Source organism: Sorangium sp. So ce887, from assembly GCF_051521455.1.
Classification (GTDB): Bacteria; Myxococcota_A; Polyangia; order Polyangiales; family Polyangiaceae; genus Sorangium.
This window is the reverse complement of the sequence record NZ_CP150354.1, coordinates 17204-44158: the sequence shown is the minus strand read 5'-3', so window position 1 is coordinate 44158 and position 26955 is coordinate 17204. Positions and strand designations below refer to the sequence as shown.

General features: G+C 71.0%; 19 protein-coding genes and 1 tRNA gene. 12 read left to right on the top strand and 8 right to left on the bottom strand.

The annotated features are described in order from the left end of the window. Positions 1 to 317: 317 nt before the first annotated feature. The 5 genes from WMF36_RS00155 to WMF36_RS00135 all read left to right on the top strand — a co-directional run bounded on the left by WMF36_RS00155 (position 318) and on the right by WMF36_RS00135 (position 5553). A tRNA-Leu gene (locus WMF36_RS00155) sits at positions 318 to 402 on the top strand. A gap of 348 nt (positions 403 to 750) precedes the next feature. Next, positions 751 to 3786 carry a preprotein translocase subunit SecA gene (gene secA, locus WMF36_RS00150; protein ID WP_437577519.1) on the top strand — a complete coding sequence of 1012 codons (3036 nt, stop codon included), beginning with the start codon at positions 751 to 753 and terminating at the stop codon, positions 3784 to 3786. A gap of 126 nt (positions 3787 to 3912) precedes the next feature. Continuing rightward, the gene (gene fsa / locus WMF36_RS00145; protein ID WP_437577518.1) at positions 3913 to 4563 is read left to right on the top strand and encodes a fructose-6-phosphate aldolase; all 651 of its coding nucleotides are present in this window, start codon (positions 3913 to 3915) and stop codon (positions 4561 to 4563) included. Between the two features lie 8 nt (positions 4564 to 4571). After that, the gene (gene ybeY / locus WMF36_RS00140; protein WP_437577517.1) at positions 4572 to 5180 is read left to right on the top strand and encodes an rRNA maturation RNase YbeY; all 609 of its coding nucleotides are present in this window, start codon (positions 4572 to 4574) and stop codon (positions 5178 to 5180) included. Between the two features lie 64 nt (positions 5181 to 5244). Then, positions 5245 to 5553, top strand: coding sequence for an HU family DNA-binding protein (locus tag WMF36_RS00135; RefSeq protein ID WP_104976744.1), 309 nt, complete (start codon positions 5245 to 5247; stop codon positions 5551 to 5553). On the opposite strand, the gene lnt is transcribed toward WMF36_RS00135, so the two are convergent. Both lnt and WMF36_RS00125 read right to left on the bottom strand, forming a co-directional pair. Beyond that, positions 5540 to 7315 (bottom strand): apolipoprotein N-acyltransferase, encoded by a 1776-nt coding sequence (gene lnt / locus WMF36_RS00130; RefSeq protein ID WP_437577516.1) that lies wholly within the window; start codon positions 7313 to 7315, stop codon positions 5540 to 5542. The two genes, WMF36_RS00135 and lnt, sit on opposite strands and share 14 nt — an antisense overlap. Positions 7316 to 7429: 114 nt before the next feature. Next, entirely contained in the window at positions 7430 to 8356 is a 927-nt protein-coding gene (locus WMF36_RS00125; protein WP_437577515.1) for a hypothetical protein, read from the bottom strand. Positions 8357 to 8592: 236 nt separating this feature from the next. Here WMF36_RS00125 and WMF36_RS00120 point away from each other — a divergent pair, with 236 nt between their 5' ends. The 3 genes from WMF36_RS00120 (at position 8593) to WMF36_RS00110 (ending at position 12732) form a co-directional block, all read left to right on the top strand. Continuing rightward, on the top strand, positions 8593 to 9792 hold the full coding sequence (locus tag WMF36_RS00120) for a class I SAM-dependent rRNA methyltransferase (protein ID WP_437577514.1): 1200 nt from the start codon (positions 8593 to 8595) through the stop codon (positions 9790 to 9792). 10 nt (positions 9793 to 9802) lie between these two features. Continuing rightward, positions 9803 to 10657, top strand: a complete 855-nt coding sequence (locus WMF36_RS00115; protein WP_437577513.1) for an HAD hydrolase family protein — start codon at positions 9803 to 9805, stop codon at positions 10655 to 10657. 182 nt (positions 10658 to 10839) lie between these two features. Then, entirely contained in the window at positions 10840 to 12732 is a 1893-nt protein-coding gene (locus WMF36_RS00110) for a serine/threonine-protein kinase (RefSeq protein WP_437577512.1), read from the top strand. Positions 12733 to 12814: 82 nt separating this feature from the next. On the opposite strand, the gene WMF36_RS00105 is transcribed toward WMF36_RS00110, so the two are convergent. Continuing rightward, entirely contained in the window at positions 12815 to 13423 is a 609-nt protein-coding gene (locus WMF36_RS00105; protein ID WP_437577511.1) for a zinc-ribbon domain containing protein, read from the bottom strand. 388 nt (positions 13424 to 13811) lie between these two features. Here WMF36_RS00105 and nusG point away from each other — a divergent pair, with 388 nt between their 5' ends. The 3 genes from nusG to WMF36_RS00090 are packed head-to-tail and all read left to right on the top strand — an operon-like array spanning position 13812 to position 18998. Beyond that, the gene (gene nusG, locus WMF36_RS00100) at positions 13812 to 15227 is read left to right on the top strand and encodes a transcription termination/antitermination protein NusG (RefSeq protein ID WP_437577510.1); all 1416 of its coding nucleotides are present in this window, start codon (positions 13812 to 13814) and stop codon (positions 15225 to 15227) included. Positions 15228 to 15252: 25 nt separating this feature from the next. After that, on the top strand, positions 15253 to 17049 hold the full coding sequence (locus WMF36_RS00095) for an ABC transporter ATP-binding protein (RefSeq protein WP_437577509.1): 1797 nt from the start codon (positions 15253 to 15255) through the stop codon (positions 17047 to 17049). A 29-nt stretch (positions 17050 to 17078) separates the two neighbouring features. Further along, positions 17079 to 18998 (top strand): ABC transporter ATP-binding protein, encoded by a 1920-nt coding sequence (locus WMF36_RS00090; protein WP_437577508.1) that lies wholly within the window; start codon positions 17079 to 17081, stop codon positions 18996 to 18998. On the opposite strand, the gene WMF36_RS00085 is transcribed toward WMF36_RS00090, so the two are convergent. From WMF36_RS00085 to WMF36_RS00075, 3 genes are all read right to left on the bottom strand, one after another. Continuing rightward, positions 18995 to 19507 (bottom strand): hypothetical protein, encoded by a 513-nt coding sequence (locus tag WMF36_RS00085; protein ID WP_437577507.1) that lies wholly within the window; start codon positions 19505 to 19507, stop codon positions 18995 to 18997. The genes WMF36_RS00090 and WMF36_RS00085 overlap by 4 nt on opposite strands. Before the next feature lie 3 nt (positions 19508 to 19510). Then, complete coding sequence (hemB, locus tag WMF36_RS00080) at positions 19511 to 20494, bottom strand: porphobilinogen synthase (protein WP_437577506.1); 984 nt, start codon at positions 20492 to 20494, stop codon at positions 19511 to 19513. A gap of 191 nt (positions 20495 to 20685) precedes the next feature. After that, positions 20686 to 21069 (bottom strand): DUF4339 domain-containing protein, encoded by a 384-nt coding sequence (locus WMF36_RS00075; RefSeq protein ID WP_437577505.1) that lies wholly within the window; start codon positions 21067 to 21069, stop codon positions 20686 to 20688. A 143-nt stretch (positions 21070 to 21212) separates the two neighbouring features. On the opposite strand from WMF36_RS00075, the gene cobA reads away from it, so the two are divergent. Continuing rightward, positions 21213 to 22871, top strand: coding sequence for a uroporphyrinogen-III C-methyltransferase (gene cobA, locus WMF36_RS00070; RefSeq protein WP_437577504.1), 1659 nt, complete (start codon positions 21213 to 21215; stop codon positions 22869 to 22871). Between the two features lie 324 nt (positions 22872 to 23195). Here cobA and WMF36_RS00065 read toward each other — a convergent pair whose 3' ends face one another. Then, complete coding sequence (locus tag WMF36_RS00065) at positions 23196 to 25910, bottom strand: ArnT family glycosyltransferase (RefSeq protein WP_437577503.1); 2715 nt, start codon at positions 25908 to 25910, stop codon at positions 23196 to 23198. A 116-nt stretch (positions 25911 to 26026) separates the two neighbouring features. Then, positions 26027 to 26881, bottom strand: coding sequence for a response regulator transcription factor (locus WMF36_RS00060; protein WP_437577502.1), 855 nt, complete (start codon positions 26879 to 26881; stop codon positions 26027 to 26029). Positions 26882 to 26955: the final 74 nt, after the last annotated feature.

The window sequence follows — 26955 nt, the reverse complement described above, 5'->3', positions numbered from 1 at the left end:
GCCGGCGCTGTGCCCATTTCGCGCTCCCTCCGCAAGGCTTCTCCGCCCCGGCGAAGAGCGCCCCCCCATGCTGTCGGCTTGCCCACCGCGTCCCCGACCGCCGGTGCGCGGTTCGTGCGCACGGGCCAGCCCAGGTTTGCGACCCCTCCAGGACGGTGCTGTCCGCCGATCCGCCCGTTGCTCCAGGCTCGGCTTCCCGGGCCGGGGCCTCCCGTCCGGGCCGCTCGTGCACCTCCGCCCTGACGCGATCGGCGCAGCGCAGCAAACTCATTTTCCCGCTTGATGAGGCTGGCGTGGGGTGCCACAAGCGTGCGCGCGCACGAGTGGCGGAATTGGTATACGCACCGGGTTTAGGTTCCGGCGCCGCGAGGCTTGGGGGTTCGAGTCCCCCCTCGTGCACCACGGCTTAAATCCTGGAGGACTCGACCTCCCTGCGGCGCGACGTGCCCCGTCGTTTCCCGGGGCGGCTCGGGCCGAGCGTGGTCGCCGGTGCGCGGGCGTGGTCGGCCGGTGCGTGGACGCGGCCCGCTGGGCGTGCGGGAGCGAGCATGCGCCGGAGCGCGTGTCCGACGGCGGAGGCGGAGGCCGGGCAGCGCCCGGGCCGCGGAGCCTCGGGCGGATCGCCTCGGCGGTGTCGTCGACGGAGCGCGCGGTCCAGGAATTGCGCGACGCCCGCGGCGCGACTACGTTCGCGTTCCTCGGCCGGACCCTTTCCTCCCACCTGACCGCCGCGGAGCCAAGGCACGTAAGATGTTCACTTGGGCGATGAAGAAGATTTTCGGCACCTCGCACGAGCGTGCCATCCGCCGCTTGCGACCCCGCGCCGAGGCGATCGGCAGGATGGAGCCGGAGCTGCAGAAGCTCTCGGACGCCGAGCTTCGGGCAAAGACAGCGGAGTTCAAGGAGAAGCTCTCCAACGGGGCGACGCTGGATGACATCCTGGTCCCGGCGTTCGCGGTCTGCCGCGAGGCGTCGAAGCGCGCGCTCAAGATGCGCCATTACGACGTGCAGCTCATCGGCGGGATGGTGCTCCACAACGGCAGCATCGCCGAGATGCGCACCGGCGAGGGCAAGACGCTGGTCGCGACGCTCCCCTGCTATCTGAACGCCCTCGAGGGCAAGGGCGTCCACGTCGTCACGGTGAACGATTACCTGGCGCGGCGCGACGCCGAGTGGATGGGCAAGCTCTATGGCTTCCTCGGCCTGTCGACGGGCGTGGTCGTCAATCAGCAGGGCGACGCGGAGAAGCGCGACGCATACCGCTGTGACATCACGTACGGCCAGAACAACGAGTTCGGCTTCGATTACCTGCGCGACAACATGAAGTTCTCGGCGCTCGAGTACGCGCAGCGCCCGCTGCACTACGCGATCGTCGACGAGGTCGACTCCATTCTCATCGACGAGGCGCGGACTCCGCTCATCATCAGCGGCCAGGGGGAGCGCTCGAGCGACAAGTACCGCTCGATCAACGAGGTCATCCCCCAGCTCCGGAACGAGGAGCACTACGCCGTCGACGAGAAGGGTCACTCGGTGACGCTGACCGACGAGGGCGTGGAGACGGCGGAGCGGCTGCTCGCGGCGCTCAAGGTGCTCAAGGGCACGAACCTCTATGACCCGGTGAACCTCGAGACGCTGCACATCCTGAACCAGTGCCTGCGCGCGCACACGCTCTACAAGCGCGACGTCAACTACATGGTACGCGACGGCAAGGTGCTCATCATCGATGAGTTCACCGGCCGCGTCCTCGCGGGTCGCCGGTGGTCGGACGGCCTGCACCAGGCCGTCGAGGCGAAGGAGAACGTCCGGATCCAGGAGGAGAGCCGGACGATGGCGACGATCACCTTCCAGAACCTCTTCCGGCTGTACAAGAAGCTCTCCGGGATGACCGGCACCGCGGACACGGAAGCGGCGGAGTTCCACAGCACGTACAAGCTCGACTGCGTCATCATCCCCACGAACAAGCCGGTGGTCCGCGTCGACTACGAGGATCTCGTCTACAAGACCGAGAAGGAGAAGTTCACGGCGGTCATCAACGAGATCCTCGAGAAGCACGAGCTTGGCCAGCCGATCCTGGTGGGCACGACGAGCGTCGAGAAGAGCACCGCGATCAGCCGGATCCTGACGAAGCGGGGCGTGAAGCACAACGTGCTGAACGCGAAGCACCACGAGAACGAGGCCTACGTGGTCGCGCAGGCGGGCCGCAAAGGGGCCATCACGGTGTCGACCAACATGGCGGGGCGCGGGACGGACATCATCCTGGGCGGCAACGCGGAGATGCTCGCGAAGCTCAAGTTCAAGGAGCAGAACCGCCAGGCCGAGGCGGAGCCCGAGGCGTTCGAGGAGCTGGTCGAGGAGCTCAGGAAGGAGTGCACCGCGGAGGGCAACGAGATCCGCGAGATCGGCGGGCTCTACATCCTGGGCACCGAGCGGCACGAGTCGCGCCGCATCGACAACCAGCTGCGCGGCCGCGCCGGCCGCCAGGGCGATCCCGGAACGTCGAAGTTCTACCTGTCCCTCGAGGACGATCTCATGCGCATCTTCGCCGGGGATCGGGTGAAGAACCTGATGGAGCGGATGGGCATGCCCGACGACGAGCCCATCGAGCACCCTTGGGTGACGAAGAGCGTCGAGAACGCGCAGAAGAAGGTCGAGGAGCGCAACTTCGACATCCGCAAGAACCTGCTCGAGTACGACGACGTGATGAGCGCGCAGCGCAAGACGATCTACGACATGCGCCAGTCGCTGCTCGTGGGCCGCTACTATCCCGAGATCCTCGACGAGGAGGGGAAGCCGACTGGCGAGAAGCGGGCCATCAAGCCGCTCGCGTCGATCGTGGAGCTGGTCCGGCCGGACGTCGGCTACCTGCTTGGCATGTTCGCGAACGATCCAGTGATGCCGCTCGACGCGGACGGCAACCGCCGTGAGATCGTGCGAAAGGACTTCGAGGAGACGGAGCGGTTCGTCGAGCTCGAGAACCTGCAGCGCGAGATCTACACGCGCTGGGGCGTGAAGGTCGAGCTCGAGTCGCGCGCCGACAAGGTCCTCGAGATCTACGACGAGAGCGCCGCGCTCGTGCCCCAGGCGCTCACGGAGCAGCGGGAGCGCCTGCTCGATCTGATGGATCGGATCATCGGCGCGATGGTCGAGGAGTCGTGCCCGTCGCGCAAGCCGCCCGAGGAGTGGGACTGGGGCGGCATCTTCCAGGGTTTCCGCGAGCACGTCGGCGTCGACCTGCCGGACGACGTTTCGCACATCGGCGATCAGGAGACGCTGGCGCGCGAGCTCTACGAGCGCGCCGAGAAGGCCTACGAGAAGCGCGAGGAGGAGATCGGGGTCGAGCTGTCGCTGCGCATCTTCCGGCATCTCTACCTGGAGGAGCTCGACAAGGCCTGGGTCGATCACCTGACCGACATGGACCACCTCCGCGACGGCATCGGCCTGCGCGGCTATGGGCAGAAGGACCCGAAGCAGGAGTACAAGAAGGAGGGCTACAACATGTTCGTCAACATGGTGGCCCGCGTCTCCTCGAACGTGGTCACGAAGCTCTTCAGCGTGAACGTCCGGCGCGCCGAGCAGGAAGAGGCGCAGATCGAGGCGGCGGATCGCCAGCGCCACGCGGCGGCGCTGCTCGACGCGGTCGCGCAGCACGACGAGTCTCTCCCGATCGGCGCGAACCCCGCGCCGGCGCTGCCGCAGCCCGCCGTCATGCAGGAGCAGGAGTGCCCCTGCGGCAGCGGCAAGCCGTTCAACACGTGCCACGGCGTCGAGGACGAGGCGACGGCCTGAGCCGGCGCCGCTCGCCCGACAGCCGCGACGTGGCAGCAAGGGCCCCCGCCGGGCCCTTGCTCCTGCGCCTGACGCCAGCATGAACACTGCCGGAGGGCCGATTCATCGGCTCGGGGAGGCAGGACCATGAAGGTGTTCATCGACTCAGGGGACATCGCGGAAATCAGGGAAGCACAGTCGATGGGGGTCATCGACGGCGTGACCACGAACCCGTCGCTCCTCGCCAAGGGCGGCAGGCCGACGAGGCAGGTGATCGCCGAGATCTGCGAGGTGGTCGACGGCCCCGTCTCGGCCGAGGTGGTGGCGGTCGAGAAGGACGCGATCCTCCGCGAGGGTCGCGAGCTCGCCCGGATTCACCCGAACGTGGTGGTCAAGGTCCCGCTCATCGACGAGGGGCTCAAGGCCGTCCGGATCTTCGCCGCCGAGGGCGTCAGGACGAACGTCACACTCTGCTTCTCGGCCGCCCAGGCGCTGCTCGCGGCCAAGGCCGGGGCCACGTACATCTCGCCGTTCGTCGGGCGGGTCGACGACGCCGCGGGCGACGGGATGGACCTCGTCCTGCAGGTCGTGACCATCTACAGGAACTACGGCTTACCGACGCAGGTGCTCACCGCGAGCGTGCGGCACCCCGTCCACTTCGTGCAGGCCGCCATGATCGGCTCGCACGCCGCGACGCTGCCGCTCAAGGTCATCAAGCAGCTGACCAGGCACCCGCTGACCGACGTCGGGCTCGCGCAGTTCTTGGCAGATGCGAAGAAGATCCCCGAGCTGGTATAGCGGATCCCGTGGCCGAGAAGGACAAGGGGAGCGCGGGAACGAAGCGACGCGGGAGCCGCCCAGCGGCCCCCGCGGTCGTGTCCATCACGACGCAGGGCGGGCCGTTCCATGGGGTGTCGGCGGCGGTCGTACGCCGGCGCGCGAGCAAGATGCTCGCCCACCTCGCGCTGCAGGGCGTGGAGCTCTCCGTTGCCCTGGTGAACGACGAGGCCATCCACGAGCTGAACCGCAATTACCGGCGCAAGGACAAGCCGACCGACGTGCTCGCGTTCCCCATGATCGACCAGAACGGAGCCACGTCACGCCGGCGCGGCCGGCGAGGCCCTGTGGATCCGTCGGTGTGGCACGGCCTGCTGGGCGACGTGATCGTCTCGATCGACACGGCCACCCGTCAGGCCGCCGAGCGCGACCGTCCGCTGCTCGACGAGATCACGATGCTGCTCGGGCACGGCCTGCTCCACCTGCTCGGCTACGACCACAAGACCGACGCGGAGGAGCGGGAGATGACGGCCTTGACCCGGGAGCTCGAGGCCGCCGCGGCGTCACGGGGCAGCAGTTCCACTGGAATCCGGCCCCGCAGCGGCGTCGCGAGGCCGAATAAGACGGGGGCGCAATGACTTATCGCTTGCGATACGAAACCTCGCTTGTTAAACGGACGCCCCCTTTCGACTTGGAGGAAACATGCCCGGTTCGAACAAGCTGACCAAGGCGCAGATGATCGTTGGTCTTGCCGAGGCCACCAACCTTGACAAGAAGTCCGTGGCCAGCGTGCTCGATGCGCTCGGCGAGCTGGTGAAGAAAGAGCTCGGTCCGGAGGGGCCTGGTGAGGTCACGGTCCCCGGCCTCGTGAAGATCAAGGCGAAGGAGATCCCGGCCACGCAGGACCGGGAAGGCATCAATCCGTTCACCAAGCAGCCGATGACGATCAAGGGCAAGCCGGCGAGCCGCAAGCTCCGCGCGGCGCCCGTGAAGGCGCTCAAGGACGGCTGAGCGGTACGTCGGTGGCCGCAGCTTGCGTGGCCGCATCCGGCGGCGCGAGCTCCGGTGCTCCTGCGAGCGGGCGCGCTTCCGCGCCAATACCCCGAGCTCCGGGCGACACCTTCGCCATGGAGTGTCGCGCCCTGAGCGCGCACACGATGATCGCGAGGGCGAGCAGCGACGCCAGCGGGACATCGCCCAGGCGGGTGTAGAGCGTCAGGGGCGTGTCCCTGACCGCCGGGGTCGCGAAGGTCACCCCCGGCGCAGCGCTCTCCTCGCGGCTGCGCACCACGCCGCGGGCGTCGATCCATGACACGACGCCCAGGTTCACGGCGCGCACGAGATCGCGGCGCAGCTCGACGGCGCGCATGACCGCGAGCCGCGCGTGCAGCTCGGGCTCGGCGCTCCCGGTGAACCAGGCGTCGTTCGTGATGTTGACGAGGAGGTTCGGGGTGAGCGTCCCGGTGATCCGCCGCGCCACCCCGGTGAGCGTGTCCTCGTAACAGTTGAGCACCCCGATCCGGAGCGCGGGCCCTTGCTCTCGGGGAAGCGTGAGCGCGCGCGGCTCCGCGCCCGGGACGAGCCCGCCGCTCTTCTGGAAGATGCGCCGCAGCCAGGGCAGGTAGGCGCCGCCCGGGACCGTCTCGCCGAACCAGAGCAGCTGCAGCTTGTCCTGCGTCGGCTGCATGGTCCGGTCAGGGAGCACGAGGGTGGCAGAGTTGTAGCTGTTCCGTTCCTCCACGCCGTCGGCGGCCTTCACGGGCGGCGCATGGGTGATGAGCCCGGCGAGGACCGGACCGCGGACGCCCGGCCCGAGGATCGCGCGACCGCCGCGCGGCGCCTGTCGGGCGCTGTGCGGGAGGGGGTAGGGATACGCCGCCTCGGGCCAGAGGGTGAGCTCGGCGCCGCCGGCCTCGGCTTTCCGGGTGAGCTCGTGCAGGGTCCGCAGGATCCGCGGGTGGTTCTTCGCCTGCCAGCGCTCGTGAGGCCCCACGGCCTGGTTGACGAGCGCGACCCGCGCCGTCGGCAGGCCCGCGCTGGCGCGCTCCACCGCGGCCATCCGCAGCGCGCCGTGAGCCGCGAGCAGCCCGAAGAGCGCGGCGCTCGAGAGCGCCGGGTAGAGGATCGCGCGCGGCGGCCGACGGCGGGCGGACCGCGGCTCCGGCGCAGGCGCGCGCGCGAGCGGACGCCCGCCCGGCGCCACCCCGAAGGCCGCGAGCCCCGCACGGGCCAGCAGAGCTGCCCCCACGGCGAACAGGACCGAGACGCCGCGCTCGCCGATGAGATCGGCGAGCTGCACGAGCGCCGGCCACGGGCTCATGAGGCCCGCCGGCGTCCACCCGAAGACCGTCGGGAGGACCACGGCGGCGAACACGCCGGCCGCGAAGGCGAGCTCGAGCGGGGCGCGCAGGCGCCGGAGGAGCACGCTCGTGATGCCACCGCAAACCGCCCAGACGAGCGACTGGGCGGCAGCGAGCAGGACCAGCGCGAGGTACGAGGCCGCCGAGCCGAGCGGCGTGAAGCGCTGGATGACCTCCGGCACGAAGCGCAGGCCCACGATGCCCGCCGCCGTTCCCCAGGCGGCGCCGCGCCCGAAAGCGCGCCAGACCGTCGGGGCGTCGTGGACGGCGGCCGCCAGCAGGGCGAGGCCAGCGATGACGGCAGGATAGAGATCCGTCGGCGGGGCCGTGAGGGCGAACGTCGCACCGCCGGCGATGGAGAGGAGCAGCGGAGCGCGGCTGTGAAGCGCGCGTGGGGTCGAGGCCTGGGGCACGATGCGGCGTTATACCGCGTCGGAGCAGCCCGGACCGCGGAGGCAGCCCCGAGGAGATCGAAGCCGAGGCGAGCCCCGCACGGTCAGGGCGGACAGGAGGCTAGGACGAGACGCTCACCAGTAGACGCTGAGCCCACCGCGGAAGAGCCCACCGCCCGACGTGTCCGTCGTTCGCCCGGTCACGGGATCCCTGAACTCGGGAACGACACCGTCGTCCGTGCGACCGCGCACGAAGCCGAGCGCGTCGATGTTCAGCGCGAGGCGGGGGGAGAGCCGGAACTCGAGGCCGATGCCGCCCTGCACGCCGAAGTAGTCGTACTCGGTGTTCGGAACGTACGCCTCGCCGCCGGCCGCCGCCTCGCTCACGGGTCGCTCGACGTCGGCGTGCGACATGTTCAGGCCGCCCGTGAAGTAGAACTGCGTGCGGCTGCGCGGGTTGACGAACAGCATCCCGCTCAGCGAGAGCGGCACCTCGGTCCGGTTGTAGCCGTGGTAGTCGTTACCCGCGAGGATGTCGGCGCCGAGGTCGAGCGCGAAGGCGGGGACGGGCCGGTAACGCAGGCTGATCCCGACGCCGCCCATGCCGGCGTCCTCCGCGCCGCCGTGCTCGCGGCCCATCATGAGGCCCTGCATACGGAAGTTGACGCCCCACTGGCGCCGCCAGCGCAGCTTCGGCGGCGGAGGCGGAGCAGGCGGGGTCACGCGGCGCACGATCACACGCGGCGGAGGAGCGGACCCGGGCGTCACGACGATGACCTGCGGCGGCTGGCCCGGAGGCGAGGTCTGGTAGACGACGATCGGCGGAGCCGGACGGGTCGCACGCCGCCCCGGCGGCGGGGGCGGCGATGGGGGGGGCAGCGCCTCGGCCGGGGGGGCCTCGGCAGGGGCGGCGGAAGGCGGCCCCGCGGCGGGATCGCCGGGCGGCTCCACTTCCTCACAGAACCACGCGCCAGGAGGACAGTTGCTGTTCTCCTGCGCAAGCGCGCTCATCGGCGCGGTCATCGCCACCGCAACAAGGGCATGGGTCAAGCAACGGCGCATCGGGCGACTCCTCTTCGGTGCAGGGAAGTTAGCAACCGGGATGCCATCGACCATCTCGCTGAATTGTCGTCACCATGGCCGCGAAGCACGCCGGCGTGCATCGGCCGCCACGGCGCGCTGTGGCGGAAGGTTCACACGCGCGCCGTCCCGCAGGGTACTAGCTCCCACGGCAAACGTCACGGCACGGCCGCCCTCGTCGGCAGCCCTGCCAACATCGAGAACAATCGGGTTCCATCATGCCTACGGTTACGTTGAAGCAGGGTCATGTTCGGCCCGTGTGGTCGGGGCATCCCTGGGTGTTCGCTCAGGCGGTCGCGCGCATCGAGGGCGGCGCCGTGGCCGGCGACGAGGTCGTGGTCACCGATCCGTACGGCAGCGTGCTCGGCCGCGGGCTCTACACCCCGCGCTCGGCCATCCCGGTGCGCATGTACACGCGCGAGGACAGGCCGATCGACGCGGCCCTGTTCCGGCACCGGATCGAGCGCGCCATCGCGCACCGCCGCGAGCTCGGCCTGCCCGGCCGGGCGCCTGGCCACGAGACCGACGCCTTCCGGCTGATCCACGCGGAGGGGGACGGACTGCCCGGGCTGATCGTCGATCTGTTCGGCGACACCGTGGTCGTGCAGCTCGGGACGATCGGGGTCAAGCGCCGCGAGGGGGTGATCTTCGACGCCCTCCAGGCCGCGCTCTCGCCGCGCGCGATCGTGGACAGGACCCCGGAATCCCTCGCCAAGCTCGAGGGGTTCACCGCCGACAGCGGCGTGGTGCGCGGCGACCCCGGGCTCGATCGGCTGCGGTTCGTCGAGCGAGGGCTGCGGTACACGATCCCGCTCGCGCTCGGCCACAAGACCGGGTTCTACCTGGATCAACGGACGCTGCGGACCCGCGTCGAGCAGCTCGCCCCCAACCGGCGCGTGCTCGATGCGTTCTGCTTCGTCGGCACGTTCGCGATGGCGGCGGCCCGCGGCGGGGCGAGCGAGGTCCTCGCGATCGACGAGAGCGCGACGGCGCTCGAGGTCGGGGCGGAGTGCGCGCGGGAGAACGGGCTGCTCGACCGGATCAGCTTCACGCGCGACGACGCCCGCAAGGCGCTGCAGAGCGCGTCGAGTCAGGGCGGCTTCGACCTCGTCCTCTGCGATCCGCCGAAGCTCGCAGGCACGCGCGCGTCCAAGGATGCCGCGCTCACGGCCTACCGGCGCCTCGCGGCCGGGGCGTGCCGCGCCACGCGACCGGGCGGCATCCTCGTGCTCTGCTCCTGCTCCAGCGCCGTGAGCCTCGACGACCTCACCCGGGTGCTCGCGCTCGGCGCGCGCGACGCCCGCATGCAGGCAGCGGTGTTCGACCGGCACTTCCAGGGGGGGGACCACCCCGTCCCCGCGGCCTTCCCCGAGGGGCTCTACCTGAAGAGCCTCATCGCGCGCATCGACGCGCTCTGACGATCGCCCGATGAAACCTCTCTCCCTGCTGACCCCCGACGACGCGCGCGGCCTCGCCGGGGTGATCTTCGACCTCGACGACACCGTGCTGGATCACGGCGCCCTCACCGAGGCCGCCTACGGTGCGCTCTTCCGTCTGCGCGAGACGGGGCTCGCATTGATCGCCTGCACCGGCAGGCCCGCGGGATGGGGCGAGGTGATCCAGCGGCAATGGCCGATCGACGCGACGATCGTCGAGAACGGAGCCGTCGCGCTGGTCCGTGAGCAGGCCGGTCCGATCGCCGGCCATGGAGAAGGGCTCGCCCCGAGCGCCGGCGCAGGCCGCGTCGTCAAGCTCGACGCGCTGGACCGCGACACGCGGCGGGCTCGTCGGGCCGAGCTCGTCACGCTCGCCGATGACATGGTGCGTCGTTTTCCCGCGGCTGCGCTCGCGGACGACAACGACCAGAGGGTGACCGACGTTACCATCGACATCGGGGAGCACCGGCGCGTCCCGCCGGAGGACGTGCAGAAGATGCGCGCCGTGCTGCGCGAGCGGGGGGTGAGGACGCTCGTCTCGAGCGTCCACCTCCACCTCACCCGCGACCCGGCCGACAAGGCCACGGGCGCCGTACACCTGCTCTCGACCCGGTTCGGAGAGGATCCAACCCGGGCCCGGTCCCGCTACGCCTTCGTGGGCGACAGCGGCAACGACGGCGTCGCCTTCGCTGCATTTACATTGACCTTCGGCGTGGCCAACGTGCGCGCCCACCTCGGCAAGCTGTCGGTGCCGCCGCGGTTCGTGGCCTCCCATCCCATGGGCCGCGGGTTCGCGGAGATCACCCACCGGATCGTCGAACTGCGGAAGAATGCACCTGAGCCGTGATCGCCCCTCCGCAAGGTGCCTCACGCTGCGATCCGCCCCACACCTGGAGCAGGTAACCTAGCCGCGACGTGCACCGAAGGAATAGGATCGAGCTTTCGGGAGGGGCGTGCCTCCCAACCCTTTACAGGGGCGCGTGTTCTCGGGGACCATGATCTTGGTCCCTCGCCCGCCAGCGGCAGCAGATGGCGTTTCGACCCCCGACCCCCGGCCTCCTCGTCGACAACAAGTACCGCCTCGCGGAGCGCATCGGCGGGGGCGGCATGGGCGACGTGTTCCGGGCGGAGCACGTGCTCGCAGGTCGCGCCGTTGCGATCAAATTCCTTCACCCCGAGCTGGCGGACAACTCGGAGCTCTCTCACCGGTTCTTCCAGGAAGCGCAGGCGGTCAACCGGATCCGCCACCCGAACATCGTCGACGTGATCGACGCGGGCGTCGGCGAGCTCGGTCCGTACATCGTGATGGAGCACCTCGACGGCGAGTCGCTGGGCATGGCGCTCGCGCGCTTCGGCCGCCTCGACATGGAGGCCGCCGTCGGGGTCGCGCTCCCGGTGCTGGAGGCGCTCGACGCCGCTCACCGCGCGGGGATCATCCACCGCGACCTCAAGCCCGAGAACATCTTCATCGCCTTCGATCCCAGCCGCGGCTCGGCCGTCGTCCGGCTGCTCGATTTCGGCATCGCCAAGGTCCTCGACTCCGACGGCCCCTCGCCACGGACGCGCACGGGCGTCGTGTTCGGCACGCCGGACTACCTGTCGCCGGAGCAGGCCACCGGGGAGTCGCCGCTCGACGGGCGGAGCGATCTCTTCTCCGTGGGCGTCCTGCTCTACGAGGTGCTCACGGGCACGCGGCCGTTCCGCGCGCCGACCGCCGTGGCGACCGCGTTCCGCGTCGTGCACGCGGAGGTCCCCACGCTCGCCTCGGCGGGCGTGACCGTCGACCCGCGGCTCGAGGCGATCGTGCAGCGGCTCCTGCAGAAGGATCCCGCGAAGCGCTTCCAGACGGCCGGCGACGTCGTCCGCGAGCTCGAGCGCGTCGCGCCAGATCCGCCGCGACGGACGGCGGCGCTCGGCAGGCTCATCAACGTGCAGCGGCGGATGGCCCTGAGCCTCGGGGGCGCCTCGGAGAACGAGCGCGATCGGCTCTCGTCCTCGCGCGACCGATCGCGCGCGGGCACGGCGTTCGACATGAACGCCGCGCCGCCGATGCGCATCTCGCCGTCGCTCGTGTCGGGCGGGCGCGTCACCGAGGCGCCGCCCATGATGCGGCCGTCGTCCGAGCCGGCGAAGCCCGCGCCCGGCGCGACGCTCTCGAACGCGCTGCGGAACCGAGGCTCGGAGCCCTCGATGCTCTCGCAGCGCGGCGAGTCGTTGCCCACCGTGCGCAGCGCCGACCTCGGGCTCCGATCCGAGCCCACCGTGCGCAGCGCCGACTTCGGCGCCCTGCTCAACCGGCAGCGCGATACGCGGCGGCCCAACATCACCCCGGTCCGGCCGCTGCCGGCGCGCTTCGCGGGGCAGTACCATGTGCGCGGCCCCGTCCTGCGGAGCGTCGATCGCACCATCGTCGACGAGTACGGGAGGAGCGCACGCGACGAGGTCGTCGCGCAGATGCCGCTCCGCTACGCCGACGACTTCAAGCACGACTCGATCAACGCGCTCGTCGGATACGATCTCGAGGCGCTCGACGCGTACATGGAGCTCGCAACGTCGCTGGTGCTGCGCGATCTCGAGCGCTGGCGCGACATCGGCAGGCTCGGCGTGGGCGGCGAGCTGCACAGCCTCGTGCGCACGCTGTTCGCCCGCCCGCTGACCGACATCGCGTCGCTCATGCGTCGCGGGACCTCGATCTGGTCGCGGCTCTTCACGTTCGGCTCATGGCGCGTGGCGACCGGACCGACCGGGCGGGTGACGCTCCACATCGGCGACTTCGACCCGGCCTCGCTGCCGCTCCGGCTGTGGGTCGTGGGGATGGTCGAGGAGACGGCGCGACGCGCGTCCGGCGGAGGCGTGAAGGTCACGATCACGCTCGGCGAGCTCGGCTTCACCTCCGAGCTCGCCTGCGAGATCAGCCTCTAGCTCCGCTCGCCAGAGACCCGGCGCCCGGCAAACGATGGCCGGACCTCTGCGCCGCTTCGAGGCGGCTGCGCTGACGGGATTCTCAGGAAGGCTTGCGCGCGCGGTAGCACGCTTGACAGAACACGTCGCGGCCCTCGACAGGCTTGAACGGGACCTCGCCCTCGGAGCCGCACGACTTGCAGGTGATCGAGAACGTCGGACGGTTGCGCGGCGCGCGCGGCTGCTGCGGCGCGCCGCGACCCTGCGGCACGGCTCGGCGCTCGCCGGCGAACGACGGCGCGCGGTAGTTGCCGTCGTCGCGGACGGGCGCGCCGCCGCGCGGGCGGTGCGGGTAGGCGCTCGGCGCCGTCCACGCGGGCGCAAGCCCCGAGTACGCGTCCTGCATCGGGCTGCGGTACTCGTTCACGTCGCCCGTGTACTGGGGCTTCCGAGGCCGACCGTCACCGCGCGCCGCGCCGCGGTACCCGCCGGCGCTCCGGGCCGGCCCAGGGCGCTGGTGCTGCGCCGCGCGAGCGGTCGGCGCGCTCTCGTGCTCCCCTCGGTTGTCCTTGCGCGCGCGGCGGCAAGTCCGGCACCGCTTCGGCGGGGCCGCGAGCTTCCGTTCGGCGTAAACGGCGGCTTCCGCAGCCGAGAATAGGAACGACGTGCCGCAGCTCGCGCAGACAATGTGCTCGTCTCGATGCTGTTCCATGATTCCTCTTTCGTCAGGCCGACGGGCCTCGCAGGCTCACGGGCTCGGGTGCTCGGACAACTCGGGGAACAGGAGCGCCCGGGAGCGGCCCCGCTGCGCCGGAGATGCGCAATTTACGCGGGGATCTAGATGATATTGGTGGGATCGCCCTCTTGCTGGGGCACGGGAGTGCCTACGGTGACATGCTTGTCATGGCGGTCAAGCGTGCCGCCTCCACGCATCGCCGGGATCGATCGCGCGGCGTGGAGGCTTTGATTTCGAAGCTCCTCACGATACCATCCGCGCGACTTTCACGAGGAGCACAGCTCGTCCCGTGACTCCCGTGACTCCCGTGACCCACCCAAGGGGCAGCACCCGCCCACGCCGCGCCTCGCAGTCAGTCGAAGCAATGAGCCATCCCTCCCTGCATCTCACCGCTCGTGACTTCGACGCGTACGCCGCCGAAAAAGCGACATCGAAGGCCTACTCACGCCCCCGCCTCGAGGTGAAGCAGCGCGCGCTCGCCTGGGCGCGCGGCGTCGTCTCCCGGCTGGGCGACCTCGGCATCTCGGTCGACGTTCACGGCTCGGACGAGCACCCCTCGATCCGCAACAAGCACCGGGCCGACTGCCAGTGGGTCTTCTTCTGGCGTGACCAGGCGGCGCGCGACGAGCTCGATCGCCTGCTCGACCGAGGCCGCTCGATCTCCGACGCGATCGATGATCCGAGCCCCTACACGCGGCACGCGTTCCTCGCGCTGCGCATCTCGGAGGGCGAGGTGCAGGTGTGCTTCGCGGTCCACCCGGACGCGAAGGTCGACGTCGACAACCTCCGCGCCCGCCTCGCGGCGACCGAGGAGGCGACGGGCGAGCCGGCCTCGCCGCTCGCCGCCGAGCTCACGAGCGCCCTCCACGCGCTCCCGGAGCAGTTCTCCTTCGGCGCCGACGGGGGCGATCGCGTTGCCTGCAGCGCGGCCACGCCCGACGCGATCGCCGAGATGCTTCGCCGCGCCGCCGACGGGCAGGTGCCGCTCTGGATCGGCTGGTCGGTCCCGCGCGAGACCGCGGTCGAGCACGCCGACATCCTCGACGAGCAGCTCGAGGACGCGCTCGTCGCGCTCACCCCCATCTACCGGCTCGTCGCCTGGTCGCGCGAGAACGACCGCATTGCGCTCGACCGCAAGCTCGAGGGCATCGAGCAGGAGCGCGCGCGCGCCCACGCCGAGATCGAGGCCGAGAACGAGCGGTGGCGCTCCGAGCAGGCGCGGGCGCGCGAGCTATCGATGGAGCAGGCGCGGGCGCGCGGCGACGAGCGCGTCGAGGCTGCCCTCCCCGCCCGCCGGCCGACCCTGGCGACGCTGTTCAAGGCGACGAGCGGCGCCGGCGGCGGTCGCGGAGGAGAGCCGCGGCCCTCGCCGAGGCACGGCGGAGAGGGCGGCGCCCCGGCCCGGCGAGCGCCGCACGGCGAGGCGGAGCCGCAGACGAAGGCCGAAGCTCCGCAGAAGCCGCAGGCCGAGCACGCGCCGCGGGCGCAGCGCGGCCCGTCCGGCGAGCCGGACGCCGCGGCGAAGGCCACCCCGGAGCCCGCGAAGGGCGGCGTGCTCGAGAAGGGCAGCCGGGTGCGCGTGCGGCGGGGGCCCTTTGGCGACAAGATCGGTGTGGTGAGCGAGCTCGACGGGCGCGGAGGGGCGCGCGTCCTGCTCGGCCTGCTCTCGACGAGGCTCGATCTCGACGAGCTCGATCTCGTGGCCGACGCCCGAGATCGGCCTGCGCTCTCGACGTCGCACCGCAAGCCGCTCGCGCCGACGCCCCGCAAGGCGCGCTGAGCGTCGCCGCGCGGCACTCTCCTCAATGATCAAGCGCGATCCTTCAACCTACCCGGTCGGCCTCGCCGCCCAGTTCCGCCACAAACTCCCGCTCTACCTGGCCGGCGCGGCGCTGCTCGCGATGCAGCAGCTCCTCATGGCCAAGCGCGACTTCCTGGTCAAGGATGCCGTCGACGCCGCCGTGAAGCTCCAGTCGGACGAGGCCTCGCGGGCGGCGCTCATCATGCTCGCGGTGAGCGTGGGCGCCGCGGTCATGCGCGTCTTCTCGCGGGTCACCATCTTCACGGCGGGCCGCAACGTCGAGTACGAGCTCCGGGCGATCCTGCTCGCGCGCCTGCACAAGCTCGGGCCGGCCTTCTTCCGCAAGATGCCGACCGGCGAGATCATGAGCCGGGCGACGAACGACCTGACGCAGGTGCGCCTCCTCCTCGGCTTCGGCCTGCTGAACGTCGTCGGCTCGGTCTTCGCGTTCGCGAGCGCCCTGTACGTGATGCTGCACATCTCGAAGCGGCTCACCCTCGCCGCGCTCCTGACGATGCCCGCGCTGATGCTCGTCACCCGCTCGTTCTCGAGCAAGCTCTTCGTCCGCACCCGCGACAACCAGGAGGCGATCGGCGCCATGAGCGACCGCGTCCTCGCGAGCCTCGCGGGCGTCCGGGTGGTCCGCTCCTTCGCGCTCGAGGCGTCCGAGATGGCGGCGTTCACGAGCACGAACCAGGCCTACCTCGAGAAGAGCCTCTCCCTCGCCAAGCTGCGCGGATCCATGGGGCCGCTCATGGGGGCCATCAGCTCGGTCGGCGTGCTCATCGTCTTCTGGTACGGCGGGCAGCTCGTGCTGGACAAGCAGATGACGAGGGGGGACTTCGTCTCCTTCTGGCTGGCGCTGCTGCGGCTCACGTGGCCGATGCTCGCCCTCGGCTTCGTCGCAGCGATCGTCCAGCGCGGTCGCGCCGGCTACGTGCGGCTCAAGGCGATCTTCGACGCGATCCCCGAGGTCGTGAGCGGCCCGATGCCGTCCCCCGACGTCGTCCGCGGCGCCCTCTCCGTCAAGGAGCTGACGTTCTCCCATGGCGCCAGGAAGGTGGTCGACGGGGTGAGCCTCGAGGTCGAAGCGGGCGGCTCGCTCGCCATCGTGGGGCGCACGGGCTCGGGCAAGAGCACCATCGCCACGCTGCTCGCCCGGCTCATGCCCACGCCGCGCGGCGCGGTGTTCCTGGACGGCATCGACATCTGCGATCTGCCCCTGGAGACCGTGCGCGCCAGCATCGGCTATGCGCAGCAGGACGCGTTCCTCTTCTCGACCACCGTGGCCCGCAACATCGGCTACTCGCTCGACGATCCGGACTCGCCCGCCTCGTTCGAGACCATCCGCGCCGCCGCGGCCGAGGCCGAGGTGCTGAACGAGATCCTCTCGCTGCCGGACGGCTTCGACACCGTGGTCGGGGAGCGGGGCGTGCAGCTGTCCGGCGGACAGCGCCAGCGCGTCGCGCTCGCGCGCGCGCTCGTGCGCGAGCCGAACATCCTCGTCCTCGACGATCCGCTCTCCGCCGTCGACGCGAAGACCGAGCAGGCGATCCTCGAGGCGATCGAGCGGCAGGCGGCGCGACGGACCGTCGTCCTGATCACGCACAGGGTGGCGGCCGCGCGGCGGTGCGACGCGATCGTCGTGCTGGAGCAGGGCCAGGTCATCGAGCGCGGCACGCACGACGAGCTCGTCCGCGCGGGCGGGCTGTACGCGTCGTTCGCCGAGGAGCAGCAGCTCGAAGAGGATCTCGCGACCCTCGAGGCGTCGCCGTCCTCGCAGCCGGTGGGGCTCTCGTGACGCAACCGAGCCCCGGAGAAAGCGCGACGATGCGGTCGAAATCGAGCAGCCCCTCGGCCGCCGGAGAGGTGGGCGCGAGCCCGCGGCGGCCGGCGCAGGCGGCGGCGGACAGGGGCCGCGGGGCGAAGAAGGCGAGCCGCACCGAGGACGTGCTGAGCCGCTTCCACGAGGAGGCGCAGCTCGGCGAGGCGTACGACGCGCGCATGCTGCTGCGGCTATGGCCGTTCGTTCGTCCGCAGAGCAAGCACCTCGCGCTCTCGCTGTCGCTGCTCATCGTCACCGCCCTGCTGGCGCTGATGCGCCCGCTCATCATGCGCGACGCGCTCGACGCCTTCGACTCGCCCGGCGGGCTCGATCGCCTCACGCGCAACGGCTTCCTGCTCACGGGCATCATGCTCGCGGAGCAGTCGCTCGCGTTCCCGCAGCTCTACCTGATGCAGCTCGCCGGCGCGCGCGCGATGGCCGACCTGCGCGTGCGCGTCTTCGGGTTCTTGCACACAAGGCGCCTCGGGTTCTTCGATCGCACGCCGGTCGGCCGGCTCGTCACGCGGGTGACGAACGACGTGGACGCGATCGGCGAGATGTTCGCGTCCGGCGCGCTCAACGCGTTCGGCGATCTGATCCGCCTCGCCGTCATCGTCGTGGTGATGGTGTCGCTCGACTGGCGCATGTCGTTGCTCGCCTTCGCGGCGGTGCCCCCCGTCGCCCTCGGCGTCAACTGGACGCGGCGCCGGATCCGCGACGCCTTCCGGGAGGTGCGGGCGAAGACGGCGAGGATGAACGCGTACCTCAACGAGCAGGTCTCCGGGATGGCCGTCGTGCAGGCCTACGCCAGGGAAGAGCGCTCGGCCGAGGAGTTCGACGAGATCAACGCGGCCTACCGCAGCGCGAACAACCGATCCATCGTGCTCGACGCGACGCTCGACGCCGCCATCGAGATGGTCTCGAGCGTCTGCATCGCCGCGGTGCTCTGGTACGCCGGCGTGAAGAGCCTGAAGGAGGAGATCTCCTTCGGGACGCTGTTCGCGTTCGTCGCCTACATCGACATGTTCTTCGTCCCGATCCGCGATCTCTCGGCTCGGTACACGCTGCTGCAGTCCGCGATGGCCGGCGCGGAGCGCATCTTCGAGCTGCTCGACAACAAGGACGAGGACGCGACGGCGGCGGCGAGCGGCGGCGGCCCGACGAAGGCCGCGGACGAGGGCGTCGCGTTCGAGCTCGACAACGTCGTGTTCGGCTACAAGCCGGGCGTGCCCGTGCTGCGGCAGGTCTCGATGGCTGCGAGGAGCGGCGAGAAGGTCGCGCTGGTCGGCGCGACCGGCGCCGGCAAGAGCACCGTGGCGTCGCTGCTGCTCCGCCTCTACGACGTCGAGGAGGGCGCCGTGCGGGTCTTCGGCCGCGACGTCAGCTCGTACCCTCGCGACGAGCTGCGCCGCAAGTTCGCCGTCGTCCCCCAGGACGTGTTCCTGTTCCCCGGCACGGTGCTCACGAACATCGCTGCCGGCGACGCGACCCCGGATCGCGCGAAGGTGGTGAACGCGCTGAACCGCATCGGCGCGCTCGATCTCTTCGAGCGCCGCGAGGACGGCCTCGACGCCCCAGTGCTCGAGCGCGGCAGCAACTTCAGCGCCGGCGAGCGCCAGCTGATCGCCTTCGCCCGCGCCCTCTACCGCGATCCGCCGCTCCTCATCCTGGACGAGGCCACGGCCAACGTCGACAGCGACACCGAGGCGCGCCTGCAGCGCGCGCTCGAGGGCGCCATGGAGGGGCGCACCGCGCTGATCATCGCGCACCGCCTCTCGACGATCCGCGCCGTCGATCGCATCGTCGTCTTCCACAAGGGCTGCGTCGTCGAGCAGGGCACGCACGAGGATCTGCTCGCCGCAGGCGGCGTCTACAGCAAGCTGTACCGGCTCCAGTTCGCCCGGCAGGCGGTGGCGCAGACCTAGGGGTCAGCGCGCTCCGGGTCGTCGCCGTAGCACTTGCCGGCGACGGCGCCTCCCGCCGCGCCCTCGTCAGCGCCGTCCGCGCCTCCGGCGACCACCCGCAGCCAGTACTCGGAGCAGCTGTCGTTCATGACGATCAGGTGCTCGCCGTCCACGCAGGTCACCTCGGCCTGGTTGCCCGCCGCGTGCGCCAGCGTGCCGCCGCGCTTCGTGCCGTCGCTCTCGAACGACAGGTACACCTGCCACCATCGCGGCCGCGCGCCGAGGCCGTGCCTGAGCGCGTACCGCATGCCGCCCGGGAAATGGAGGAGCTCGCCGTCCGGCGCCGACGTCTCGTAGACGCCCCCCTCGGGCGCGGCCTCGGTGAACTCGATGGGCGGGTTCGCGCTCTCGGACCGGTCGCACCGGCTCGGCGCGCACCCCGCCGCGAGCGCGGCCGACGCCCCCACCACGCAGGCGGCGGCCCACCCCGAGCGCCGCGCAGCACCTCCGCCCGCGCCCCGGCTTCGCATGGATCAGCCGAGCCAGCGCGCGGCGTCGAGCGCGTGGTAGGTGAGGATGAAGTCGGCCCCGGCGCGCCGGATCGACGTGAGCAGCTCGAGCACCGCGCGCTTCTCTTCGATCATCCCGCGCTCCGCGGCCGCCTTGATCATCGCGTACTCGCCGCTGACGTTGTAGGCGCCGAGCGGCAGCGTCGTCGCCTCGCGCACGCGCGCGATGACGTCGAGGTACGCGAGCGCGGGCTTGACCATGAGCATGTCAGCCCCCTCCTCCTCATCGAGCGCCGCCTCACGCAGGCCCTCGCGCGCGTTCCCGGGGTCCATCTGGTAGCCCGCCCGGTCGCCGAACTTGGGCGCGCAGTCCGCCGCCTCGCGGAACGGCCCGTAGAAGCCGGACGCATACTTCACGGCGTAGGAGAGGATCGCCGTCCCCGTCAGCGACTCGGCGTCGAGCGCGCGCCGGATGGCGGCGACGCGGCCGTCCATCATGTCGCTCGGCGCGACCACGTCGGCCCCCGCCTTGGCGTGGACGACCGCCGCCCGCGCGAGCACCTCCAGCGTCGCGTCGTTGTCGACGTCCACCGCGCCCGACGCGTCCTGCCGGAGCAGACCGCAGTGGCCGTGATCGGTGTACTCGTCCACGCACACGTCGGTGATCACGAGGAGCTCCGGCACCGCCTCCTTCATCGCCTTCACGGCGCGCGGGACGGGGCCGTCCGCGTCGTACGCGCTCGATCCCGACGCGTCCTTGATGCGCGGGAGCCCGAACAGGATCGTCCCGCCGATGCCGAGCTCCTTGCAGAGCCGCGCCTGCGCCGCCGCGGCGCTCACGGGCAGCTGCGAGACGCCCGGCATCGTCCCGACCGGGCGGGGCGCGTCGAGCGCCTCGTTGAAGAAGAGGGGGAGGACGAAATCCCCCGGGCTGAGGGACGTCTCCCGCACCAGGGCGCGGAGGGCGGGCGAGCGGCGGAGCCGGCGCGGTCTCTTCGTGGGGAACACGGCGGCGGAGCATAGCAGCCCTTCGCCCGCGGGGACCGCTCCGGTCTCGCCGCGCGCGATCCGTGGATCGCCTGAGCGCTGGAATCGGCTAGTGTTCGCCCGAAACCGCCAGCATGAGACCGGCCATCCACTTCCCTTCTTCCGGCCGCGCTCGCCCCGCCGAGCGCGGCGCCCGCGCCCGGCGAGCTCGCTCAGCGCTGGGCCGCTCCAGGACGCGCGCTCGAACGCGCCGCCGACCCGGGGCGCGGCGGGGTCATCGGATGGGGCGTCTGCTGGGACGAGAGCGGGACCGTATCGTCGTCGTCCGCGTCCGCTGCCGAGACCTCGTCCGGCTGTTCCGCAGGCGTCTCCGTGGCGGCGACCGTGACCATTGCAATGTCGGACAGCGGGCACCACACGGTCCAGGTCTCATTGCGAACGAAGCTATCGAGCGGGACGATTCCGCTCTCGATGCCGCGCGCGAGCTGGTCGAGCTTCACCGGCCCGACCGATCGCTCGCCGTTGGTGACGTACCATCGGTCCGGAAAGCCGCGCTCTGAGCTCCGCAGCTCCTCGAACAGTTTCACAGATCTCATCGAATGGACTCCAGAAACCGTCGGACGTTGAATCGAACGGGTGCGATTCTATACCCTTAACGCACCGAGTCAACTTCACTGCAGAATCGCTATGACAATCAACGTCTGCCATGAATGAACGAGAGAACGACGGGAGTTTGACGGTGGTTCCCAGGCGTGACGACCCCTCGGAGGAAGGCCACGGCGTGGCGGCCCTGCGGGCCGCGGGCGGGGGGCCGGCCGCGGCCAGGCCGGGCGTCGTGTACCTCGTCGGCGCGGGCCCGGGGGACCCGGGGCTCTTCACGCTGCGCGGCGCAGAGCTCCTCGCCACGGCCGACGTCGTGCTGCACGACGAGCTCGTCCACCCCGCGCTGCTGGACGGCGTTCGGGAGGGCGCCGAGGTGCGCTCGGTCGGCAAGCGCGGCGGCGATCGGGTGGTGAAGGACGCGAAGCAGGCGGAGATCGACGCGGAGCTCGTCGCGCTCGGGCTCGCGGGCCGCAGCGTCGTGCGCCTGAAGGGCGGCGATCCGTTCCTGTTCGGGCGCGGCTCGGAGGAGGCGGAGGCGCTCGCGCGGGCCGGGGTGCCGTTCGAGGTGGTGCCGGGCGTCTGCTCTCCCCTCGGCGCGACGGCCTACGCCGGCATCTCGCTGACGCACCGGAACATCGCCTCCAGCGTGATGATCGTCAGCGGCGTCACCCGAGCGGGCAGAGCGTTCGACTGGAGCGAGCTCGCCTCGGTCCGCGGGACCATCTGCGTCCTGATGGGCATGCAGGCGCTCGACGCGGTGGTCGCGGGGCTGATGGGGCCGGGGCGCCGCGATCCCGCGACGCCCGCGGCGGCCATCCAGTGGGGCACGCGGGCCGACCAGCGCGTCGTCTCGAGCCGCCTCGACGAGCTGCCCCACCGCGCCAGGGAGGCGGGGCTCCAGAGCCCCGCGGTCATCGTCGTCGGCGCCGTCACCGGCCTGCGCGACGCGCTGCGCTGGTTCGACCGGAAGCCGCTGTTCGGCAAGCGGGTCCTCGTGACCCGGCCGCGTCACCAGGCGCGCTCGACGTCGCGGCTCATCCGCCTCCGTGGCGGCGAGGCGGTCGAGCTCGCGACCATCGAGATCCACCCGCCCCCCCACCCCGCGCGGGTCACCGAGGCCGTCCGCGGGCTCTCCGGGTACCACGCCGTCGTCTTCACGAGCGAGAACGGGGTGACCTGCTTCTTCAAGGAGCTGGAGCGGCTCGGCCTGGACGCGCGCGCCTTCGGCTCGGCCCGCCTCGCCGCGATCGGGGCCGGCACGGCCGCCGCGCTCGCCGCGCGCGGCGTCCGCGCCGACATCATCCCGAAGGAGTTCCGCGGCGAGGAGCTCGCGGAGGCCCTCCTCGCCGACCCCGCGCTGGCCGAGCGCAGGGCGGCGCGCCCCCCGGTCCGCGTCCTCCTCGCGCGCGCGCTCGTCGCCCGCGAAGTGCTCCCCGAACGCCTCCGCGCCGCCGGCTGCGAGGTTGACGTGGTGCCCGTCTACGAGACCCGCCCCGCGTCGAGCGATCGCCGCGAGGAGCTGCTCCGGGCGCTCTCGGCGGGCGAGATCGACGTCGTACTGCTCACATCGAGCAGCACCGTCGACAGCCTGTGCGAACTCCTCGGCGAGGGCGCCGCAGCGCGCCTCGACCGCGTGCTCCTCGCGAGCATCGGCCCGATCACGAGCGCGACCGCCGAGAAGTGGGGGCTCCGGGTCGGCGTGACCGCCGAGGTGAGCACCACAGCAGGTCTCCTGGACGCGCTGGATCGACATTTCGCTGCGTTGCAAGCTGCCCCGGCAAGCGCCGATCACTGAGGCGCTGGTCGCACGATGTGCGGCGAGCTCCACGGCGCAAAAAAAAGCGTCGCAGCGGACCTGGGGGGGAGGTCTCCGCCGCGACGCTCGAGCTCACAGAGAGCACGAGGCGTGCCTGCACCTCCTGGAGTGAATTCAGGTACTTAGGACGTCAGAACCGGAGCTCCCTTGCGCTCCTGCGCTCCCCTCGTGACAGAGGTGCAAGGGATTTCCCGATGCAGCAGTACCGTTGAACATCTACAAGCGCCTTCCTCAGGTCGGAGCAGGCATACAGCGTCACATCCGGACAGCGCCGGTGAGATAAACGCCTTCAGGCGCGACCGGTCACTCGAATGTTGCTCGAACCACGAGGAACTTGTTGTTGAGCTCGATGGACGTGAGCCGCTCGAAGATGCGGGGATTGCCGAGCTCGTTCGACAGGGAGCTGATGCGCCCATGCTCGGTGACGAAGTAGAAGGTCTTCACGCCCTTCTTCTTCTGCTCATTGATGTAGTCCTGAAACTTCTTTCCGCTCGACACGAAGACCGCCAGCTTGTTGCCGGCGTAGAAGTTCTCGCCCTTCCAGTTCATCTGGTAGGCGACGAGCGGCCCTGGGATTTCCTGGCTCGAGCGCATGTAGGCGAGCAATGTCTCGCGCTGCCCCCAGTGGGGCGATGTCCGCACGAAGTACACGTCGAGCCCCCACGCCGTGAACGCGACAGCGAGCGAGACGAGCGCGTAGAGGACGAGGCGGCGCCAGCGCGCGACCATGAGCAAGAAGCACAGGACGGCCGCGGCGGCGGTGAAGGCCCAGAGGGTCGCGGAGAAGTCGAGCGACTGCGGCCAGGGGCGCTTGTAGTTGTACGTGAACAGGTGCAGCAGCCTGGCCTGGCTCGCCTGCCCCTCGCGCGCCATCGCGAGATCGCGCCCGACGAAGAAGACCAGGAGCGCAGCGCCGATCGCGACGGCGCCGAGCATCGCGCGCTCGTAGCTGACCACCGAAGGCGAACGCGCCGGCGCGGAGGCGCTGCCCGAGCGCGGCGCGAGCCCGCCCGCGCCGCGCTCCAGGCGCAGCATGTCGTCGAGCAGGATCCCCGTGAGCATCGCCGCCGGCGGGACGGCCGGCAGGATGTAGTGGTGGAACTTCGTCAGCATCAGCGAGAAGAGCGCGAAGCCGAAGATGAACCACATCGCCAGGAACACAGAGGCGTCGCTCTGGCGGGCCTCGGCCGAGCCGGGCTCCCCCGGGGGTCCCCCCTCGCGCCGCCGGAGCCACCACACGAGCGAGGCGGGCACGAGCCCTGTCCACGGGAACATCGCGTAGCCGAGCTGCCACACGTAGTAGCGGAAGCTCACGTCGTCGCCCTCGTTCGTGTCGTGCACGTGGGTGAAGGCGCGCTTGAACATGTCGTGGAACAGGAGCCTGTCGGTGAACGGCTGGCCGTGCCGCGCGTACATCGCGACGAACCAGGGCAGCGCGACGCACGCGAGCACGAGCAGCCCGACGGGGATCTCCATCTTGAGCAGGTCGCGGTACCGGCGCGAAACGACGACGTAACCGAGCGCGCAGAGCACCGGGAGCCCGAAGCCGGCCGGCCCCTTGGCCATCGTGGAGAGGGCGGCGAAGAACCACGCCGCGAGGAAGAGGAGCCGCTGCACGCGCCGCTCGCCCCAGCTGGCGTACAGGACGATCGCGAGCGTCTGCGCCCAGATGACCGCCTGGAGCACCGGCTGCAGGCCGGGGAGCACGGGCAGCACCGACCGGCAGGCCTCGTTGCCGGGGAGCCCGCAGTTGCCCGGTGAGCCGGAGCTGAAGACGTCGCCGTGGAGGCGCAGGCCGAAGGGCGCCGTGTGGATCTCGACGTGACGCGAGAGCAGGTAGAGGACCTGCGGCAGCGCGCAGGCGAGGATCGCCCCGAGCACGAGGTGGTAGACCGAGAGGCCCACCTTGAGCACGCCGAGATCGACCTCGTAGACGCGCGCCTCCTCCGCCTCGTCGGTGTGGATGCCGAGCAGGAGGAGCGCCATGGCCGCGGCCATCGTCGCGACGAAGGGCATGTCGGTCATGGTCTGGTGGGAGACCATGAACCACTGCGGCATCGTGGTGAGGACGACCCCCGCGAGCAGCCCGGCGCGGCGGCCGAAGATCCGCGCGATGGCCTTGTAGAGGAGGTAAACGGCGATGAGCGTGAGCGCGAAGATGGGCAGCCGGACCGCCCATTCGGGCCACGGTGTTCGCCCCTCGGCGACCGCCGAGAGCATCTCTCCCGACCCGTAGCGGACGCCGAAGGCCGCCATCGCGAGCGCCTGCATCCAGAAGCCGAGCACCGGCTTCGACCAGAACCAGCCGTCCTGCGCCCACCAGAGGGAGATCCAGTCGTTCCTGGCCAGGATCTCGCGCGCGACCTCGCCGTAGTGCGTCTCCCACGGGTCGGTGAGCGAGTGGCTCCCGAGCATGGGCAGGTAGAGCAGCGTGACGAGGGCGACGAGCCAGAAGCCATGCCGCCGGATCAGGGGGCGCGGGGCGCCCGCCTCGTCGACGCGGCAGGGGCCGAGGCGCTCGCCGAGCCGGAACGCGCCGACCACAGCCGTGAGGAACGCGGCAGGGACGGCGACGGCGGACGCCGCCAGCGAGAGCAGCGTGGGCGCGCCGTCCCGCGAGAGGGAGCTCGGCGAGAGGTAGCCCGCCACGCTGAGCGTGATGAGAACGAAGAACGCGACGAGCCCGCCCCCGAGCAGCGCGAGCGGACCGAGGAGGTCGCGGATCCCGACGCGCGCGGCGACGCGCTCGGGCGGGTCGTCGAACGTGCCGAGCAAGTCGAGCAAGCCGAGCGCCGCGACGGCGATCCCGAGCGCGCCGAGCGGGACCCCCCAGCGAAGCTGAGGCGCGAGCGCCATCACGACGAACGCGAGGAGGGAGCCCGCGGCGGACACAGCAGCGCCGCGCCAGCGGAGCGGGTTGCCCTGGGGCACGAGGCGCACCTCGTCGGCGTCGAGCTCGACCGTCTCGTCGCCGCCGTCCGCGGGCGCACCGCTGCTCTTGTCGTGCGTGTCGTTCATGGCTGCGCCGAACGCGGAACGAGGCGCGGCCCTGACGTAGCAACTCTACGTCGCCGGGCAAAGCAGCGGTCGCATGCTCCCGCGCCGCGCGGCCGCGCGGCGGCCGCGGCGCGCGGCTACTTCGTCAGGCGCGCGATCTCTTCTTTGATGATCGTCTCGGCGAGGACGGGCACGACCTCCCAGACGACGCGCTCCACGACGTCGCGGGACAGCGCCATCACGGCCTCCACCTGCTCGGACGTGAGCCCGAGGCCCTCGAGCTTGCTCGCCATCTGGCCGTTGACCTGCGCCGAGGCGGTGGCGGCCACCGCCGCGGGCCCGGACGCCGTCTTCGGCACGCCGGACACCGGCGTCGGCGAGAACGCCATCGTCGTCGTGACCGGCACGCTCCCCGCACCGCCCGGCGCCGTCTTGACCGAGGCCTGGGCCGGCGCGGCGCTGGTGGCGGGCGCGTTCGGCGTGTAGATGAGGGTCTTCGCGCGCTGGAGCGGGCTCGTGGCCGCGGCGGCGGGCTGCGCCGCTGCGGCTGGCTGCGCCGCGGCGGGCGTGCGCGCGGGCGCAGGCGTCGCCGCCGCAGGAGCCGCGGCGGCGGCGGGCTTCGCCTCGCCGCGCGACGCCAGCAGCTTCTTGACCTTGTCGATCATCTGCTGGGTGTCGAACGGCTTGTCCATGTGGTCGTCGGCTTGCACGCTCGAGCCCTTCGCGGGATCGAACGGGTTCTGCTTGGACGACAGGATCAGGACGGGCGTCGCCGGTGAGGCCTGCTTGATCGCCTTGCACAGCTCGTAGCCGTTCTTCGGCTCGAGCGTGATGTCGGCGATCACCAGGTCGGGTTTATCGCTCTTGAGCTTCTGCAGCGCAGCGTCGGCGCTGCTCGCCGTCACGACGCGGAAATCCTGACCCGCAAAGGTGATTTCGAGCACTTTGCGCATGGTCACGCTGTCGTCTACGGCGAGAAGGGTGCTGGCCACGAACGGGTCTCCTCTCAGATGGCGAGAAAGCGATGACGGCTCGGATATCTTCGGCCCCCGTCGCGCGATGTGTC